We start from the raw sequence: 17,392 nt of genomic DNA on the forward strand, positions 1-17,392 counted from the left end.
CTAATAGCGTTAAACAACATAAATCACTCACATGAAAATCTTAGCAGGCAGTAGTAATAAGTTACTCGCAACGCGTTTAGCTATAGCATTAAATATTAAATATATTGAGCCGAAAATTACCTATTTCAATGATTCCGAAATAAAAGTAGAAATTCAAAAATCGTTTCATAATGAAGATATAATCATAGTACAATCCACATCAAAACCCGTTAATGAGCGCTTAATTGAGCTGTTTTTGCTAGTAGATGCAGCAAAAAAAGCGGGAGCAAATCGAATAATTTTAGTAATGCCTTATTTTGGTTATGCAAGGCAAGATAATATAAATTCTCAAAATATAATTCCTGCTAAGTTAATAGCAGATTTTTTAGAGAAGCTCGGAGTAAACCATGTAATTACTATTGATTTACACTCCGATAAGATAGAGAAATTTTTTAATATTCCTGTTTCTAATCTTGAACCTATAAATTTATATATCCCGTTTTTAAGAACTTATAGCAATTTCGTTATAGTTGCACCTGATAAAGGAAGTATCAATCGAGTTCAAAAAATTAGTAATTTACTAAATATAGATTCAGCTTATATAAACAAAGAAAGGGATATAAATAATAATTGTGAGATGATATCAATAACAGGTAGTGTAGAGGGCAAAAATTGCATATTAATTGATGATATTATAGATAGTGGAGAAACAATCGTAAAAGCAGCGAGATTTTTAAAAGAACATTCGGCTTTATCGGTTAGTGCTTTTATAACTCATGCAGTGCTTTCTGCCGGTTCTAAAAATTCGATAATAGACCTCTTGGAGAACGAAGCTAATAAAGAGGAATTTGTAGGAAACACGGAACACAGCACCGCAGCGTACACTTTAGTACGTGAGGATGCGAGTACTGGATTGACGTACAAATTACCTTTAGAAGCAAGTTATGCAAGAGGTCTATTAGACAATATTTTTATCACGGATACTATAGAAACAAGTGACTTATCTACAAAATTTTATATAATACTACCCGTATTGCCTATCATCGTAAAAGAGTTAATAAATATACTATGAGCTTGTGTACTGTAGAAATAAATCTATCTACAATAAAAAATAATTACCTTTTATTACAAGATATTTGCAAAACCTCATTAGTCGGTGCTGCCGTTAAAGCTAACGGTTACGGTCTTGGAGCAGTACAGATTTCTAAAGCTTTAATAGAAGAAAATTGTAGGCATTTTTTTGTGGCCTCAAGTGAAGAAGGAGTGAATTTACGCAACGCTTTAGGATTAGATGTTAATATTTTAGTTCTTAACGGCGTTTTTGAACATGATGCTTTAGAGCTGATAGAATATAATTTAACACCTGTCCTAAATAACTTAAAACAAATAGAAATTTGGCAAAAATTTAGTAATTTGAAAAACCGATTATTGCCTTGTTATTTACATTTCAATACGGGGATTAATCGTCTTGGCTTAAGCTCTGATGAGATAGAGCAGCTAATTAATGATCGTGATTTGTTAAAAGGGCTAGATTTACAATATATTATAAGCCATCTAGCTATATCCGAGGAAATAGATAATCCTTATAATCTAGAACAATTAAACAGATTTAAAGCTTATTTACAATATTTCCCAAACGTCAAAGCAAGCCTTGCTAATTCCGGCGGCATATTTTTAGGACAGGATTACCATTTTGATTTAGCAAGATCGGGGGCAGCCTTATACGGTCTTAATCCCTTAACAAAGAATCCTGTAACCTTAAAAGCTCCTATAATTCACTTACAGAATTTGACACTAGATAGCCATATTGGTTATAATATGACTTTTACAACTAAGCGTGATAGTGTCATTGCAACGTTACCGCTTGGTTATGCCGATGGGTTTAGTCGTAATTTTAGCAATCAAGGCGAAGTATTTATTAACAGTCGTGGCGTTCCTATAGTAGGGCGAGTATCGATGGATTTAATAAATATCGATGTTACCGATCTACCACCGTCCGAGATTTTTCTAGGGCAGGAAGCGGAAATTATCGGAAATTATTGCACGCCCGATAAAATAGCGAGTATTATAGGTACTATCGGGTATGAGGTATTAACTAACCTTGGTAGTAGGTATAAAAGAAAGTATATCGGGTAGATATCTGTGTCATACCGTGGCTTGACCACGGTATAAAAAAATTAAAAAAGACTGAATCCCGCGATCAAGTCGCGGGATGACATTAGAGGTTACTAGATTCCTGCTTTCGCAGAAATGACATAGCGTACTTAAATTAAATAGAAAAAATACAAATGTTATTAAATATAGCTAATTCGGTTGGTAAACGTACTATAAAGTTTGCACAAAGTGTAGGTAGTTTTTCTCTATTTAGCTTTGCTGCCGTTAGCAGTATCATAAGACCGCCTTTATATTTGAGTTTAATCATCAGACAATTATTATTGATCGGGTTTCACTCGCTTCCGGTTGTTGCGATGACGACTTTTTTCTCAGGGGCGGTACTTGCATTACAGAGCTATACCGGTTTTTCCCGTTTCTCAGCTGAAAGCTCTATTGCAACGGTAGTAGTATTGTCGCTGACTAGAGAGCTTGGACCTGTCTTAGCCGGACTAATGGTAGCGGGAAGAGTTGGGGCATCAATCGCCGCCGAAATAGCCACAATGAGAGTAACGGAGCAGGTAGATGCTTTATATACTTTATCTACCGATCCTATTAAATATTTAGTTTTTCCAAGAGTAATAACAGCTATTATTACAATGCCTTGTCTTGTTTTAATCGGGGATATAATTGGTGTTATGGGCGGTTATTTGGTAGGGGTATATAAACTTGATTTTAATAGTGCAGCTTATTTAACCAGTACTTTTCAGTATTTAGAACCGATTGACGTAATTTCCGGTCTTGTTAAAGCGGGAGTTTTTGGGTTTATTATTTCTATAATAAGTTGCTATAGCGGCTATTATTCAGGTAAAGGGGCTAAGGGAGTTGGCAGAGCAACTACCTCGGCAGTAGTGAATTCTTCTATCCTTATCTTAATCAGTAATTATTTAATAACCGAATTATTTTTTAAAGTATAGGTATACTCGTTTAATTTGGAAAAGAGCTAGGCGTTTTATATTTTTTAACCGCAGCGTACATAAACGTACGTGAGGAGCAAAAAATATAAAACAACAAAACCAATTTTTCAAATTAAACGAGTATACAGTTTTTTTTGTTTATTTGGAGTATGCATGAGTGTAGAAGAATTTAAAATTAAAATTCGGTCATTATATAAATCATTTGCTAATCATAAGGTGTTAAACGGAATAGATTTGGATGTAAAAAAGGGCAGTTCATTAGTGATTTTAGGTGGTTCCGGTAGCGGCAAATCGGTTCTAATTAAAAATATAGTAGGATTGATTAAACCTGATAAAGGTAAAATTTTTATTGATAATGTAGAAATCCAAGATATCTCAAGTAAACAAAAATTTGAGATTATGGACGGTATAGGTTTTTTATTCCAAGGCGGAGCATTATTTGACTCCTTAAATATACGTGATAATATTACTTTCGAGACTAAAAAATTATCTAAGAAAGAAAAAAACGACCTTGCCGGTGCAAAGCTTAATTCCGTTGGTTTATCCCCTAGGATACTCGAGCTTTACCCTGCCGAATTATCGGGAGGAATGCAAAAAAGAGTAGCCCTTGCTAGGGCTATTTGTAGTACACCGTCGATTTTATTTCTTGATGAACCGACCACAGGGCTTGATCCTATCATGGCAAATGTTATCAACGAATTAATTATAAAAATCCAAGAAGAGTTAGGGGCAACTACGATTACTATAACTCATGATATGATTAGTGCCGCAAAAATAGCTAAAGAAGTAGCTATGATTTATCAAGGAAAAATTAAATGGTACGGTAGTAAAGATGAAATGCGTAATAGTGATAATCCTTATTTAAAACAATTTATAAATGGATTAACTACTGGGCCTATAGAGGTATAAAATGTTTAAGAACTTATTATGTATAATAATATTTCTAGGTATAAATCTAAATGTTTATGCTATAAATTCTAGCTCTTATACGACAGATGATATAATAAAAATAGTAATTATTCTTGGAATAGTTATTTTAATTTTTAGTCCTGCACAATTTCGTATAATCGTTATCGGTACTATGTTAGGCTTGGCTTGTGCCTATTTCACGTATAAATACATCGTACCTATCTTTATTTCTTCACTAAATGGACCATAAAGATAAATATTGCTATTAGTTACGCCCCACATCTCAGCTATTTTCTCTTCTAATAGTATCAATTTAATATTCTACAATTAATCTAAAGCTCTAACCCCCCCGTGATAGCAATCTCATTCAAAAGAATTGGGATGTATATTTTTACATGCATCTAAACCTATTATATTAATCATATTATTATTATCAATACCATTTAAAGTAGTACGAATATCTTCCAAGTATTTAGATGATTCAGGCAAATCATTACCTCCAATTATTCGTACTTTTATTAAATCTTGTTCTATCAATTAATTCTGATTAAAGTCAGTAATTAATTGCTCTAACTGTTGTGAATTAATATTTCTAGCTAATGCTATTTTATTTAATTTTACAGAAAACGCGAGTTTCGTATTAATAAAGGTGTTGTATAGCTGATAATCACTAGGTTACGAGTGTATTAATACGAAACTCGCGTTACGGAAAAGAAACTACAGGCAATCTCTTCATTTAAATCTTTAGTATAAATTACTAAATCATCATTTATATCATAAATTTTATATTCTTGTGCGTTAATTTCAATTTGCATAGTTTATTTGCTTTGTTGATTATTTTGGTGTAAAGCAATATTTTTATTGGGAAGCGTATAGCTAGGTGCAGCTATTTTTGTCTTAGTACTTATATTTTTTTAATATCTTATCACTTATTAAGTTTAATTTTGGTTCATTTTTTGTTTTATTACTACTAAAAATCCGGATTTAAATTGTTAGATAATAAATAATCAGTTTTAGCTATTAAATTATTTACAATTTTTGTTTGTTCTTGATCATTTAGATTCAATTCGTGAACTCGATTACTAATATTTTTAGTTACTACATTTTTTACTAATTTTGGATTAGTTTTTTGAATTTCCGCTGCTACTTTAGTAAGTGGTCTTGATATTTGATTAGATTGCCATGTGTCCATAGAATTAGGATTTTGATTAGATCCTAATAAATATTGCTGAATAATATGTTTTTGTTGGATTTCATTTAAAGAGCGATTAGGTATATTTTTATTTTTAGTTAAATCAAAAGCTTTATAAAGTGCAGGAGTATTACTTCCTATACTTAAATGTACTTGTCTAGCAGCGGTTGTTTTATCCTCTCTACCCGGAACAGTTACCTGTTATTGGATCAAATATCATTCCTGATGGAGCTCCCTTGTCTTCTATATCTGCAGATTTTATATTTACGTTAGAGTGGTTATTTAATTCTTGTGTTACTTTACGAATATTACCCATCTGATACCGCAATTGATACTGCAGATCTATCACGCCCTCCTACTAAATAAGCTTCTAATTTAGTATTAGGAGGAAAGTTGCTTATTACATCATGTGTTAAAGAACTAGCATCAGTAAATCTGTTAACATGGGCTAATGCAGTTTTTTTAGTTAATGGATCATGTAAAATTACAGCAACGCATTGTTGAAGGTTATCAGTGCCTATCTTTTTTTTATCAGAAAAACCAACTTTATGCTGTTCCACACGAACAGCTTCATAATCAACTATACCTTGCTGTAACGAGTAAGCATATGCTGCATACTGCGCTATTAAATTTTCTTTACGGTTTTGAGTTTTATAAGAGCTCCTAAAGCTAATCTTGCCATTAATTCTTTAGCTTGGTCATTATTTAGCTTGGCTTTTTATTAAAAGTGCTTCTTGCTTTTTAATAAATTTATCTAATGTTCCTTGTTGTTGATGTGCAGTTACTAATTCTTTGTATGAATTTTCTACATTATAATATTGCTTTGCTTCAAAAGAATTCTCTAGGCTATCTTGAAATTTTTGAATAGCATTATCAAACATTCCCAGTTGTTGATAGCTACGTCCTATCATAGTATTAATATAGGAAAGAAAATTAATGTCAGTTTGACCTATAGCAATTTGTTCAGCTTGTTGTAGTTGTTTAAGAGCAACAAGATGATTGCCTTTGTTATATAATTTTAATCCTTCATTATACAAAAAAGCTGCTTGATTATGATCAATTTGCTCCTTTGTACTTAATGGTTTTGGAGTAGGATTACTAATATATTCAGGAAAACTTGAAGGCAACTTCCTAATTTTTTAATTAGTCCGGTGATATTACCTTGAACTGGCTTCCCATTAATAAGCATAGATTTATAATAGTTTAATTAATTTATATTTTTATATAAAACTCTGTTATTTAATCAAAATCAAGCATTAGCTAATACTTAGCTACAAAATAATTATCTCTTGACACTAGGGGAGTATTGCTTTATATACTGTATATACTCGATGAATTTCAAAAATTGGCTACGTCGTTCTACAAGATCTGCGGTGTTCACGTATTAAGTATACTCTCCGTTCCTTGGCTTGTGAACTCTTAGCTCTTTCTGAAGTTGATCTTTGTATATGACTCTTCATTTACTTGAAGTATATTTTATAAGTTTTAAGGTATTTAACTTATGTCTCGTAAGTGCGAACTCACAGGTGTGGGTGTTTTATACGGTAACAATGTATCACATTCTCAGCGTAAAACTAGAAGACGTTTTGAACCTAATCTAAGATCGGTTAAGTTTACAAGTGATATAACAGCCGGGGAATATAGATTATCGGTTAATGCTAGATGTATTAGTTCAGTGGAAAAAGCCGGGGGTTTTGATGCATATATTCTAAAAGCCGATGATAATGTTTTATCAAGTAACGCTAGAGCTATTAAGAAAAAAATAATTCAGACTAAAACAGCAAAATCATTATGAAAAGCGGTATACATCCAGAATATAAAAAGTTTTTGATTAAAGTAGGAAGCGATGTTTTTGAAACAATGTCTACTCATCCTACAGGTGAAATTTTAATGGATGTTGATTTTAGAAAGCATCCGGCATGGAATAAAGAGTCCGGAAATGTAGTAAATCAATCGAACAAAAGTGTTAGTGATTTCAATAAAAGATTCTCAGGTCTTTTTTGCGGTAGTAAGAAAGAAGCTAGCTAGGCTTTGTTTGTGGATAACAAATCGTCATTGCGAGGAAATTGCATAGCAATTGACGAAGCACTCCAGTAAACAATTCTGATTTATAGAATTTTTTTATTATTTTTTCTGAATTGCCGTGCAGTCTACGACTACTCGGTATCTATGCAAGAATGATATTAACAATATTCACGTAGTATTGGACTAAGTCAAAATATAACACAGATAAATCGTCAATTCTCAATTATTGCGGGGTGGAGCAGCTCGGTAGCTCGTCAGGCTCATAACCTGAAGGTCGTTGGTTCAAATCCAGCCCCCGCTACCATATTTTTTAATGTCATGCTAGCTCACTTATAGCGTTATTGAAGTCTGCTGATGCCATTCCTAACTCAGTGTTGTTGCATGGTTAGAAAGTAAATTATGACTACTCAGAAAATAGTGCCTACAAAATCAACTGATGGCAGTAAGCTTTTTCGTCATCAAGCTAAATTTGTAGCCGGTGCTATGAATATAAATCAAATCCTCAATTTTTCATTACCGGAAATTGCTTTTGTCGGTAAGTCAAATGTCGGCAAATCAAGCCTAATAAACACGATATGTAATAATAAAAATCTTGCTAAAGTTTCTAATACTCCAGGGCGTACTAGGCAAATCAATTTCTTTAACCTTGCAGATAAACTTATTATAGTTGACCTTCCCGGTTATGGTTTTGCTAATGTTCCTATATCAGTCAAAGAGCAGTGGGGAGTGTTAATTAGTTATTATTTACGAAATAGTTATAATTTAAGGTTAGTTAACTTATTGATTGATTCAAGAAGGGGTATAAAAGAAAATGATAAGAAAGTAGCTGATCTATTACTGGCAAATAAAAGAGAATTTCAAATTATTTTCACAAAATCCGATAAAGTTACGGATCATAAAAACCTTAACGATGAAGCACAGAATTTTCTTGCAACTTTAAACTACTCATGTAATGTTATGTATGTAAGTAGTAGGAGTAAAGAAGGTGCAAGAGAACTTAAAGCTAGTTTGGCAAAATGGATCAAACCTCAAAAATAAAGAGGTAGATAGTATTTCTTCATTAAATAACATTGCTATAATTAAGAATATAATAAAGTGTAGTAGTGAGTTGAAGAATCAAGCAATAGTTCTAAAATTACCTGCTACTATTATTATTGACGATAAATTATTTACGGCTTTTATTGAATCTGTTAGATCGCTTGAGATGTGTGGTGCTAAAATATATATAGTACATGATCATATTGATTTACGAAGTTCGTCTTTAATATCACAAATAGATGAAAATTTTAGTCAAAAAATTAGTAAAATAAGCGACTATAGTTCTCTAAATAATCCTATTATTATGGAAATTTTATCCAGTTACGTTAACAAGCTTATAGTAACAAAGTTAAGTAGTATAGGTTGTTATGCAGTTGGTATTTCAGGTAAGGATGCTAATTTACTGCAAGCAAAAAAATCAAAACTATCTCACCGAAAAATTGTAAATCATGGTGTTATAAATATTGGCTTTTTAAGCGAGCCTATTATGATTAATCCAGAAATTTTATTAAATTTTGCAGATAATAATATTATACCCGTGATAGCACCGTTTGCGAGCGACGATCAGGAGAAAACGCATTTATTAAATGTTAACTTAACGGTAGCAACAATTGCTTCTGCATTAAGTGCAGAACATTTAATATTGCCATATGAGATATTACAGGTATCCGAGACGTTTCCGTATAATATAAAAATACGAGATATTAACTTATTGAAATCAATGTTAGATGATAGTAATAATTTCATTGAAGAAGCATTAATTAAGATAGCAGTTAATGCCCTTGAAAATAATAACGGTTACGTACATTTTGTGAATAGTGAAGCACCGAATTCAATATTGTCAACTATGTTTGATATTAATATAAATTAATAGAGGTTTTGTATGGTAGGAACATTAGCATCCGATCTTTTATTTGTAGGGTTAACTAGACCGCCTATGATATTTGGAGTAAGTATTAAGTTTGCTGCATTAAATATGATAATGACGATGATAGTATTTATTTGGAATAACGGCATTATGATTTTATTCATTGCAGCTGCTTTGCATTTGGTAGCTTATATTATATGTTTTAAAGAACCGAGATTCATAGAGCTATATTTAAATAAAATGTCAAGAACTAACCAATGTCCTAATAAATTTTACTACGGAGCAAATTCGTATAATATTTGAGTTTTATGTCATTCCCGCCTACGCGGGAATGACATAAAAAGAGGTATAACTGACAAAATAAATCAAAATAGTTAAATCAGGTGAGGTAATGAAGTTATTTAGAACTAGAGCAGCTAAAGAATTAAGGTCTCAACAAGAAAGACCCACTTCGCATTTTATTCCTTATAAATGTCATTGGGATAGTAATACTATTTTAACAAAAGATAATTCTTTATTACAAGTTATTAAAATAAATGGATTTTCTTTTGAAACTGCTGATGATGAAGATCTAGACATTAAAAAGAATATCAGAAATGCCTTACTTAAAAATATGGCTTCGGGAAATATCATTATGTATTTCCATACTATTAGAAGACGTAAAGCAGTAATATTTGACGATACGGAATTTACTTATGATCCTACCGTAAAAGTCCCTAATGATTTTATTACTTATTTAGGTGCAGAATGGCGTAAGAAACATGCTGGGGCTAGGTCGTTTTTTAACGAATTATATGTTAGTATTTTATATAAGCCTGATACTGGCGGTATTGCTATAGTTGAGTATTTTCTAAGGAAGCTTAGACAGAAATCTAATAAAACCGCTTGGGAAAACGATATGAAAGAGATGAAAGAAAATCTTCAAGAAATGTCAACTAGAGTGGTTAATACATTCAGAAGTTACGGAGCAAGATTACTTGGAGTTCGTCAAACGCAGTCAGGTAGTTATTGTGAAATTTTAGAATTCCTTTCATCTTTAATCAATTGCGGCGATTCACCGGGTCCTATAGCATTACCACGTGGTACTATTGACGAATATTTACCGACTCATCGTTTATTTTTTGATTCTCGTACTATTGAAGCAAGAAGTCCACTTGGCAAGAAATATGCCGGAATGATCAGTATACTTGAATACGGTCCTAATACTTCGGCAGGAATTTTTGACGGATTTCTGCAAATGCCTTTTGAATTTGTTATGACGCAAAGCTTTGTCTTTGTTAATAGAACAGTAGCGATCGGTAGAATGCAATTACAGCAAAATAGAATGATACAATCCGGTGATAAAGCTACTTCACAAATTGCTGAAATTAATACGGCCCTTGATATGGCCACTAGCGGTGATATCGCTTTCGGTGAGCATCATTTATCGCTTTTATGTTCCGCAAATAATATTAAAGCTTTGGAAGATATATTGTCAATGGCAGCAGTTGAGCTTTCTAATTCAGGAATTCAGCCGGTTAGAGAAAAAGTTAACATGGAACCTAGCTATTGGGGACAGTTGCCGGGAAATATGGATTATATAGTGCGTAAATCCACTATAAATACTCTTAATATGGCTAGCTTTGCCTCACAACATAATTATCCGCTCGGTAAAATTAGAGATAACCATTGGGGAGAATATGTCACAGTACTTGATACTACTTCAGGTACACCGTTTTATTTTAATTTCCATGTAAGGGATGTTGGACATACTCTCATTATCGGTCCAACCGGTGCCGGTAAAACAGTTCTTATGAATTTCTTATGTGCTGAAGCACAAAAATTCAAACCTCGTATGTTCTTTTTTGATAAAGATCGAGGAGCAGAAATATTTATACGTGCTTTAAACGGAGTTTATACAGTAATTGATCCGGGTTTAAAATGCAACTTTAACCCTTTACAGCTTGAAGATACTAGTGAGAATAGAACGTTTATTTTAGAGTGGTTTCGCGTGCTTGTAACTTCTAACGGTGAAAGTTTAACTGCACAAGATAATAAAATCTTATCTCAAGCGGTAAGCGGTAATTTTAGATTAGAAAAAAAAGACAGAAGGCTTAGTAATGTTATAGCATTTCTTGGTATTGATACACCAAATAGTTTGGCAAGTAGGATTGCAATGTGGGTCGGTAAAGGTTCACACGCTAAGATATTTGACAATGAAATAGATGATATTGATTTACAAAAAGCAAGAGTATTCGGTTTTGATATGACTGAATTACTTAAAGATCCTGTAAGTCTTGCACCGGTATTATTATATATTTTCCATCGTATTAATATCTCTTTAGATGGGCAGAAAACTATGATAGTACTTGATGAAGCATGGGCTTTAATCGATAATCCGGTATTTGCACCTAAGATCAAAGATTGGTTAAAAGTGTTGAGAAAATTAAATACTTTTGTTATATTTGCTACGCAGAGTGTTGAAGATGCCGCAAAAAGTAGAATTAGTGATACGTTGATTCAACAAACAGCCACGCAGATTTTTTTACCTAATTTGAAAGCTACGGATATTTATCGTAGTGCATTTATGTTAAGTCAGCGAGAATATATTTTAATTAAAACTACCGACCCTACTACACGTTATTTTTTAATAAAACAAGGAATAGATGCCGTAGTTGCAAAAGTTAGCTTAGATGGTATGGATAACATAATCAGTGTTTTATCCGGTAGAGTTGAGACTGTAGTATTGCTCGATCAAATTAGAGAGAAACACGGCAATGATCCGGATAAATGGTTACCTATATTTTATGAAGCAGTTAAAACATTATAGATTCCTGTCTGTCATCCCACGGCTTGACCGCGGGATCTTGTTTCACAGACTGTATTCTGAGATCCCGTGGATAAGCCACGGGATGACATTTGTACAATGTGAGGCAAGTAACTAGTTATGAAATTATTTCCTCGTAGTATACTTATAACATTAGTATTAAGCTTTGCCCTAAATTTAGGGCTAGTTACTAAAACGCATGCTAAAGATACTCTTGATAGCATTGTAGATATTTTGAGTGGCTTAACTTGCGAAACCCAAGGCGTAGGCGATTTGCTGCGTACTGAATTTTCTCATACATGTATTGTTGCTCCGTTCTTTACTTTTGCGGTAATGAATCTTGTCTCTCCCATTTTATACATGAATACGTTTTTAAAGCTTAAAATAAACGATAGTGATTTATTTAACGATAGTAATTTTGGGAATTTCCCCGGAGGTCAATGTACTCGTGAAAACAGAATTGATCCTAAAAATCCAGAATTACGCTTTGCTTTATGTAATAATGCTAAATTAATTGTATCTCGGGCAAAATCTGTTGCAGAATCGGCACTTGCTATTGCTAAAGCGGTCTTAACAGGGAGCGACCCTTGGGATGATATAAAGAAAGTGTGGGTAAATAAAAAAAAGGAATATCATGTTCCATATAGTGGTAAGCCCGGTGATGACGGTTTTGCATTTGATGTAGGCTTTCCTGTAATATATTGGAAAGTTATTCAAGATAAAGATAGAATATGCGTATCGACAAAAGGATTTACAGGAGACGTTCCCGTCGGCTGTAAATATATGAAAGAGCCGTTTCCAAAATCCATGTATAATAGCTTTATGGATGTAGCAGATAAGGATTTTATTGAGGATCCAAATGACACTCCTACCGATCCTTTAGCTTTAGTTTCCTGTAGTGCAGCGGGTGATGGATGTTATCAAAAAGCTTATAATGCTTCAAAAACTGCAGTAGTCATGACTTCTCCTCTTATAGAATGTATGAGGCAAATGATTGCTAGATTAATAATTAGTAAAGATGTTTGTAGTTTTGATAATGTAAGCCAAGTGGTTAATTTAGCTTCAAGGCAAGATAGTGCATTCTTTCAGTTTCAAGTAGGAATGTATAAAATAGTTACGGCTTTTCTAACTTTATATGTTATGTTTTTTGGCTTTAAACTATTACTTGCAGGTGAAGTACCGCCAAAAAGTGAGTATATAAATTTTATATTGAAAATGATATTCGTAACTTATTTTTCAATAGGAATTAATATAACCCCTGGTAATGGTTCTCCGTATGACCGGTTAGACGGCATGATTCAGTGGGCGTTTCCTTTCTTACTTGACGGTATAAACGTTTTAGCAAGTTGGGTTATGAATGCTGCTCCGTCCGGTTTATGTAAATTTAACAATCTTTCTTATGACGGTACCGTTTCTTATATTGCATTATGGGATGCATTAGATTGTAGGGTAGCTCATTATTTAGGGCTTGATATATTATCTACGTTACTTGTCGAAAATGCTTATCGCAGTCATGATTTTTTAAATTTTGATTTCTTTAGTTTTAGTGCTCCACCATATATTTATTTGCTAATTCCGGCGATAATCTCCGGTAATATGATGTTGGTGTCACTCGCTCTTTCTTATCCGTTACTTGTGATTTCGGTTGCTGCCTTTATGGTTAATGCAACGATTATGTGTATGATATCTATAGTAATACTCGGTATTTTGGCTCCTCTTTTTGTACCTATGTTTTTATTCGCATATACAAGAAATTATTTTGATAGCTGGGTTAAACTAATGATCTCGTTCTTGCTACAACCTATGGTGGTAGTTACTTTTATGATCACGATGTTTTCGGTATATGATTATGGTTTCTACGGTAAATGTCAATATAAGAGCAAGTTAATTCACAATAGTATAGAAGACAAAATTCAAGGTGGCATTACTTCTAAGAGGGATGTTTTAATATTTTACATTAATAATGATTGGGATGATACATCACAATATCCTGATAAAGATGCCGTAGAAAGCTGTCAAAATAGTTTAGGTTATATGTTAAATAACCCTATTACCACGGCATTTAACTTTGCAAAAGATAGTGTAAGTGAAATTGTCGATAGTAAACCGGGTAATACCACTACCGATAAATTTCTTGCTAAATTCCAGTTTTTATCGGGAGTAGTTTTGGGTCCCGGAATGTTTTTCATGTCTCCAAAAGTGCTTTTTGAGAAAATTAAAAATATATTGCTTGCGTTAGTTACGGCATGTTTTACATTGTATTTAATGTATAATTTTAGTAGTCAGCTAGCTGAATTTGCTGCAGATATGACGGAAGGAGTAGCTCTTAATAATGTTGCTATAAAGCCGCAAGCAATATTTAAGGCAGCTATGGCAGTACTTGCTACTGCGGGTGCTGCAACTAAGGGGGGCGATCAGATAGCAAATAGAGGAGGAGTTGGTGATTTAAAAGCTGGTCAAGGTGGAGGAGCAAGTGATTTAGAGGTAGGGAAAGGCGGACTACCAAAGGATAATATTGCTGCAAGCGGAGGTACGTCGGCACCTGCGGTAACAACGCCGATAGCTTCGTCTTCTGTAGCAACTTCTAGCCCAAAAACTGTAAGTAGTGAAGCAAGATCAGATGTTGTTACTCCTCCTGCTCCTACAGAAGCTGTTTCACCACCGCCTGCTAGTATTAGAACTTCTATTTCTACACCTGCACCACAAAGTAATATTGAAGCTGAAAGTGTTGGAAAAATCATAAGAGCTAATAATCAAGAAAGTAAAAAAGAGATTGATAATACTCCGCCTTCACAGGAAAAAGTTGATAATGCAGCTCCACAAGAAAAAGTTGACAGCACAAGTAAAGGTACAGGAGTAATTGATTATAGTTTTAACTTACAGAAACATGATAATCCGACAGGAGTAAAGCAAATACGGGAAAATGCGGAGATTCGTGATAAACGTGCAGAAGTAGAGAAAGCGTGGAACGAATTAGTAGCAAGCGGGGGAGGAAGAATAAGAGACCAGCAAGGCGAAGAAACATCGGAGCGACGTGCGAATGCAGCAAAGAAATGGAATGAATTAGTCGATAGTGGTGTAGTAACTGAGATAAGAGAAAGGGATAATAGTGTCACTCATAAATTTGATAAATTAGCTGATGAACTTAATAAGTCAGAAAAAGCAAAGGTAGAAGAAAATAAAAATATAGAAGACGACAGAAAAGAAGATAATACTACTACGTCACCGCAAGAAAAAGTTGACAGTACAAGTAAGGGGTCAGGAATAATTGATTATAGTTTTAACTTAAAGGAACATGATAATCCGACAGGTGTAAAACAGATACGGGAAAATGCAGAGATTCGAGATAAACGTGTAAAAGTAGAAAAAGCATGGAATGAACTAGTAGCAAGCGGAGGAGGAAGAGTAAGAGAACAAGAAGGAGGAGAAATATCAGAACGACGTGCAAATGCTGAAAAGGCATGGGATGAGTTAGTAAAAAGCGGTGTAGTCACAGAAAAAAAAGATAATAGTTCTAATGAAAACTCTTAAAACCTTAAAGATATTTATTATAGTTTGTATAGCGTCTGTAAGCTTAGCTAGCTTTGCTGGCTTTGGAGAATCATGTTCTAGTTTACCGACTACTTCAGATGGGTATTTAGAAACGGACACGGCATATGGCTATATAATTCGTAATATTGATATGAAAGATCCGAGAGGTAATTGTAACTCAGTTGCGTCTAGTATAACGTTTTGTTTTAAAAATGTAGAAGGTAGTAGTAGCCCTTGCACCATGTATACTTTAAATGAAGGTGACTCTAAAAAGATTAGTGATTTAAGTATCGATAATAATCCTGATCTTGGAGCAAATCCTGTATTAAAGAATATCGTTTTAACGGTTAAAAAATGGGGTAATGATTTATGTTTAGTTATGCCTACGTCAAGGGGACCGATGCCGGTAGCATGTAAATCTTTGAGTGCTACACCGACTCCACCTCCTCCTGAGGATGAGAATTGTAATATAGGAAAAAGTTGCTATATGGGAGCAAATTATAGTCAATCGTTAATTAATTTTTCCGGTCTTGCAGTTCAGTGTTTGAGCGAAACGCTTAATAAAATATTTTTTGCTGAAAAGAGTTGTAGTGTTCAAGATCACAATTCTAGAATAACTAATCTTGCTGCTTTTTCTACGTTTCAAGGTTATTTAAAGAGAATTATAGGTGCGGCATTAATTCTTTATACTATGTTTTTTGCCTTTAATATGGCTCTAAATACAGAATATGCAAGTACTGAAAAAATAGCTCTTTTTGTAATAAAATTCTTATTTGTTGCTTATTTTTCTATCGGTCTTGGACCTTTAGATTTTAGCGGCGGTCAGCCGACAAAAGAAAACGGTATGTTAAAATATGGATTGCCTCTTTTGACAGGAGCAGCACCGGACTTTGCGCAGATGATCTTTAATGCAGCAGGTTCTAGAGGATTATGTCAATTTGATAATTCAAAATATAAGGACGGTTATAAATTTTACGGTTTATGGGACGCGATTGATTGCCGTATAGGTTATTATCTTGGTTTGGATTTACTTTATAATATAGATAAAAATGGAGTGTTAGGGAATGTGGTCGGCAATGGTCCCCGTGGTAATAATACACCTATACCTAATTTTGAGCCTGACGGCAAAAATGACAGACCGAAGGATTTAAGTAAAGCAGGAGCACTTAGATTTTTTACCGTTATGTTTGGATTCTTTATGGCCGGAAACGTTATTATACTTGCAGCAGGTTTAGTATTTTCTGTAATATTTTTATCTATACTTTTATATTTTATTACGCATTATTTAGTTTGCATGATTACTATTTACGTTATGACATATATTTCTCCTATATTCATTCCTATGGCTCTATTTACTCGTACAAAAGCTTATTTTGACGGGTGGCTAAAAGTATGTATTTCATGTGCATTGCAGCCGGCAGTAATAGCAGGTTTTATAGCTTTATTAATAACTATGTATGATTCCGCAATATTTAAAAATTGTGAATTCCTTAGATATGATTATGAAAAAGGGGATATTAGATTTAGTACTTTTGAGTTAAGGCTTCCTGTCGGCGGGGCAGATAAATGTCAGGAAAGTTTTGGATATAAAATGTTAGAATATTATGCAGGTGAAGGTTGGGAAGAGCATTTATTGATACTTTTTCCAATAAAATCAATTGTTAGAGATGTTGTATCTATTTTAGCGGAACTTTTATGCGTATTAGTATTTTCGGTTATTTTTTATTACTTCTCTAAATCTATAGGGCGATTTGCTTCTGATTTAACTAATGGTCCTAATATGGATGCAGTAACGGCAAGTCCAACTAAAATCGTTGATTTAGTAAAGAAAGGAGCAGCTTTCCTTAAGGATGTTGCTATGGCTTCGCAAGGTAAGCCGCCGGTAAGAGATAAGCCGGATGTTAGAGGTAAGCGTAAAGCGGGAGAGCAGCAAGGCGGGGATTTAGCAAGCGGTTCGGGTGGAGGTAAATGATAGA

General features: G+C 33.6%; 16 protein-coding genes, 1 tRNA gene and 2 pseudogenes. 14 read left to right on the forward strand and 5 right to left on the reverse strand.

Annotation, left to right across the window (positions count from 1 at the left end; genetic code table 11):
• Positions 1-31 precede the first annotated feature (31 nt).
• The 5 genes from prs (at position 32) to RMA_RS00745 (ending at position 4,206) form a co-directional block, all read left to right on the forward strand.
• The gene (gene prs / locus RMA_RS00725) at positions 32-1,051 is read left to right on the forward strand and encodes a ribose-phosphate diphosphokinase (protein ID WP_041404483.1); all 1,020 of its coding nucleotides are present in this window, start codon (positions 32-34) and stop codon (positions 1,049-1,051) included.
• Complete coding sequence (locus tag RMA_RS00730; RefSeq protein WP_014408186.1) at positions 1,048-2,115, forward strand: alanine racemase; 1,068 nt, start codon at positions 1,048-1,050, stop codon at positions 2,113-2,115. Before prs ends, RMA_RS00730 begins: the two co-directional genes overlap by 4 nt.
• A gap of 152 nt (positions 2,116-2,267) precedes the next feature.
• Positions 2,268-3,047 (forward strand): MlaE family ABC transporter permease, encoded by a 780-nt coding sequence (locus RMA_RS00735; protein WP_014408187.1) that lies wholly within the window; start codon positions 2,268-2,270, stop codon positions 3,045-3,047.
• A gap of 153 nt (positions 3,048-3,200) precedes the next feature.
• On the forward strand, positions 3,201-3,956 hold the full coding sequence (locus RMA_RS00740) for an ABC transporter ATP-binding protein (protein WP_014365174.1): 756 nt from the start codon (positions 3,201-3,203) through the stop codon (positions 3,954-3,956).
• Position 3,957: 1 nt separating this feature from the next.
• On the forward strand, positions 3,958-4,206 hold the full coding sequence (locus RMA_RS00745; protein WP_012152419.1) for a DUF5510 family protein: 249 nt from the start codon (positions 3,958-3,960) through the stop codon (positions 4,204-4,206).
• 113 nt (positions 4,207-4,319) lie between these two features.
• On the opposite strand, the gene RMA_RS09740 is transcribed toward RMA_RS00745, so the two are convergent.
• The 5 genes and pseudogenes from RMA_RS09740 to RMA_RS10480 form a co-directional block, all read right to left on the reverse strand.
• Positions 4,320-4,493, reverse strand: coding sequence for a hypothetical protein (locus RMA_RS09740; RefSeq protein WP_187145894.1), 174 nt, complete (start codon positions 4,491-4,493; stop codon positions 4,320-4,322).
• Between the two features lie 149 nt (positions 4,494-4,642).
• A complete protein-coding gene (locus RMA_RS11620) occupies positions 4,643-4,771 on the reverse strand; it encodes a hypothetical protein (RefSeq protein ID WP_274377921.1) in 129 nt (42 codons plus the stop codon).
• Positions 4,772-4,853: 82 nt separating this feature from the next.
• Positions 4,854-5,148, reverse strand: a pseudogene (locus tag RMA_RS00755) (hypothetical protein).
• A gap of 181 nt (positions 5,149-5,329) precedes the next feature.
• Positions 5,330-5,830: pseudogene (locus RMA_RS00760) on the reverse strand (hypothetical protein).
• Positions 5,831-5,849: 19 nt separating this feature from the next.
• Positions 5,850-6,275, reverse strand: coding sequence for a tetratricopeptide repeat protein (locus RMA_RS10480; RefSeq protein WP_238375503.1), 426 nt, complete (start codon positions 6,273-6,275; stop codon positions 5,850-5,852).
• A gap of 374 nt (positions 6,276-6,649) precedes the next feature.
• On the opposite strand from RMA_RS10480, the gene rpmB reads away from it, so the two are divergent.
• The 9 genes from rpmB to RMA_RS00815 all read left to right on the forward strand — a co-directional run bounded on the left by rpmB (position 6,650) and on the right by RMA_RS00815 (position 17,388).
• Positions 6,650-6,943 carry a 50S ribosomal protein L28 gene (rpmB, locus tag RMA_RS00775; RefSeq protein ID WP_004996729.1) on the forward strand — a complete coding sequence of 98 codons (294 nt, stop codon included), beginning with the start codon at positions 6,650-6,652 and terminating at the stop codon, positions 6,941-6,943.
• The gene (rpmE, locus tag RMA_RS00780; protein ID WP_014408193.1) at positions 6,940-7,176 is read left to right on the forward strand and encodes a 50S ribosomal protein L31; all 237 of its coding nucleotides are present in this window, start codon (positions 6,940-6,942) and stop codon (positions 7,174-7,176) included. The genes rpmB and rpmE overlap by 4 nt, the downstream gene beginning before the upstream one ends.
• A 224-nt stretch (positions 7,177-7,400) precedes the next feature.
• Positions 7,401-7,477, forward strand: a tRNA-Met gene (locus RMA_RS00785).
• Positions 7,478-7,572: 95 nt separating this feature from the next.
• Positions 7,573-8,211, forward strand: a complete 639-nt coding sequence (yihA, locus tag RMA_RS00790; protein WP_041404486.1) for a ribosome biogenesis GTP-binding protein YihA/YsxC — start codon at positions 7,573-7,575, stop codon at positions 8,209-8,211.
• Positions 8,159-9,082 carry an acetylglutamate kinase gene (locus RMA_RS00795; protein WP_012152424.1) on the forward strand — a complete coding sequence of 308 codons (924 nt, stop codon included), beginning with the start codon at positions 8,159-8,161 and terminating at the stop codon, positions 9,080-9,082. Before yihA ends, RMA_RS00795 begins: the two co-directional genes overlap by 53 nt.
• Before the next feature lie 12 nt (positions 9,083-9,094).
• The gene (locus RMA_RS00800; protein ID WP_012152425.1) at positions 9,095-9,382 is read left to right on the forward strand and encodes a type IV secretion system protein VirB3; all 288 of its coding nucleotides are present in this window, start codon (positions 9,095-9,097) and stop codon (positions 9,380-9,382) included.
• A gap of 88 nt (positions 9,383-9,470) precedes the next feature.
• Positions 9,471-11,888: a VirB4 family type IV secretion/conjugal transfer ATPase gene (locus RMA_RS00805; RefSeq protein WP_041404487.1), complete on the forward strand. Its 2,418-nt coding sequence runs from the start codon at positions 9,471-9,473 to the stop codon at positions 11,886-11,888.
• A gap of 117 nt (positions 11,889-12,005) precedes the next feature.
• A complete protein-coding gene (locus RMA_RS00810) occupies positions 12,006-15,416 on the forward strand; it encodes a type IV secretion system protein (RefSeq protein WP_012152427.1) in 3,411 nt (1,136 codons plus the stop codon).
• Complete coding sequence (locus RMA_RS00815) at positions 15,403-17,388, forward strand: type IV secretion system protein (RefSeq protein ID WP_041404488.1); 1,986 nt, start codon at positions 15,403-15,405, stop codon at positions 17,386-17,388. The genes RMA_RS00810 and RMA_RS00815 overlap by 14 nt, the downstream gene beginning before the upstream one ends.
• The last annotated feature ends 4 nt before the right edge of the window (positions 17,389-17,392 follow it).

The organism is Rickettsia massiliae MTU5 (assembly GCF_000016625.1).
GTDB classification, from domain to species: Bacteria; Pseudomonadota; Alphaproteobacteria; order Rickettsiales; family Rickettsiaceae; genus Rickettsia; species Rickettsia rickettsii.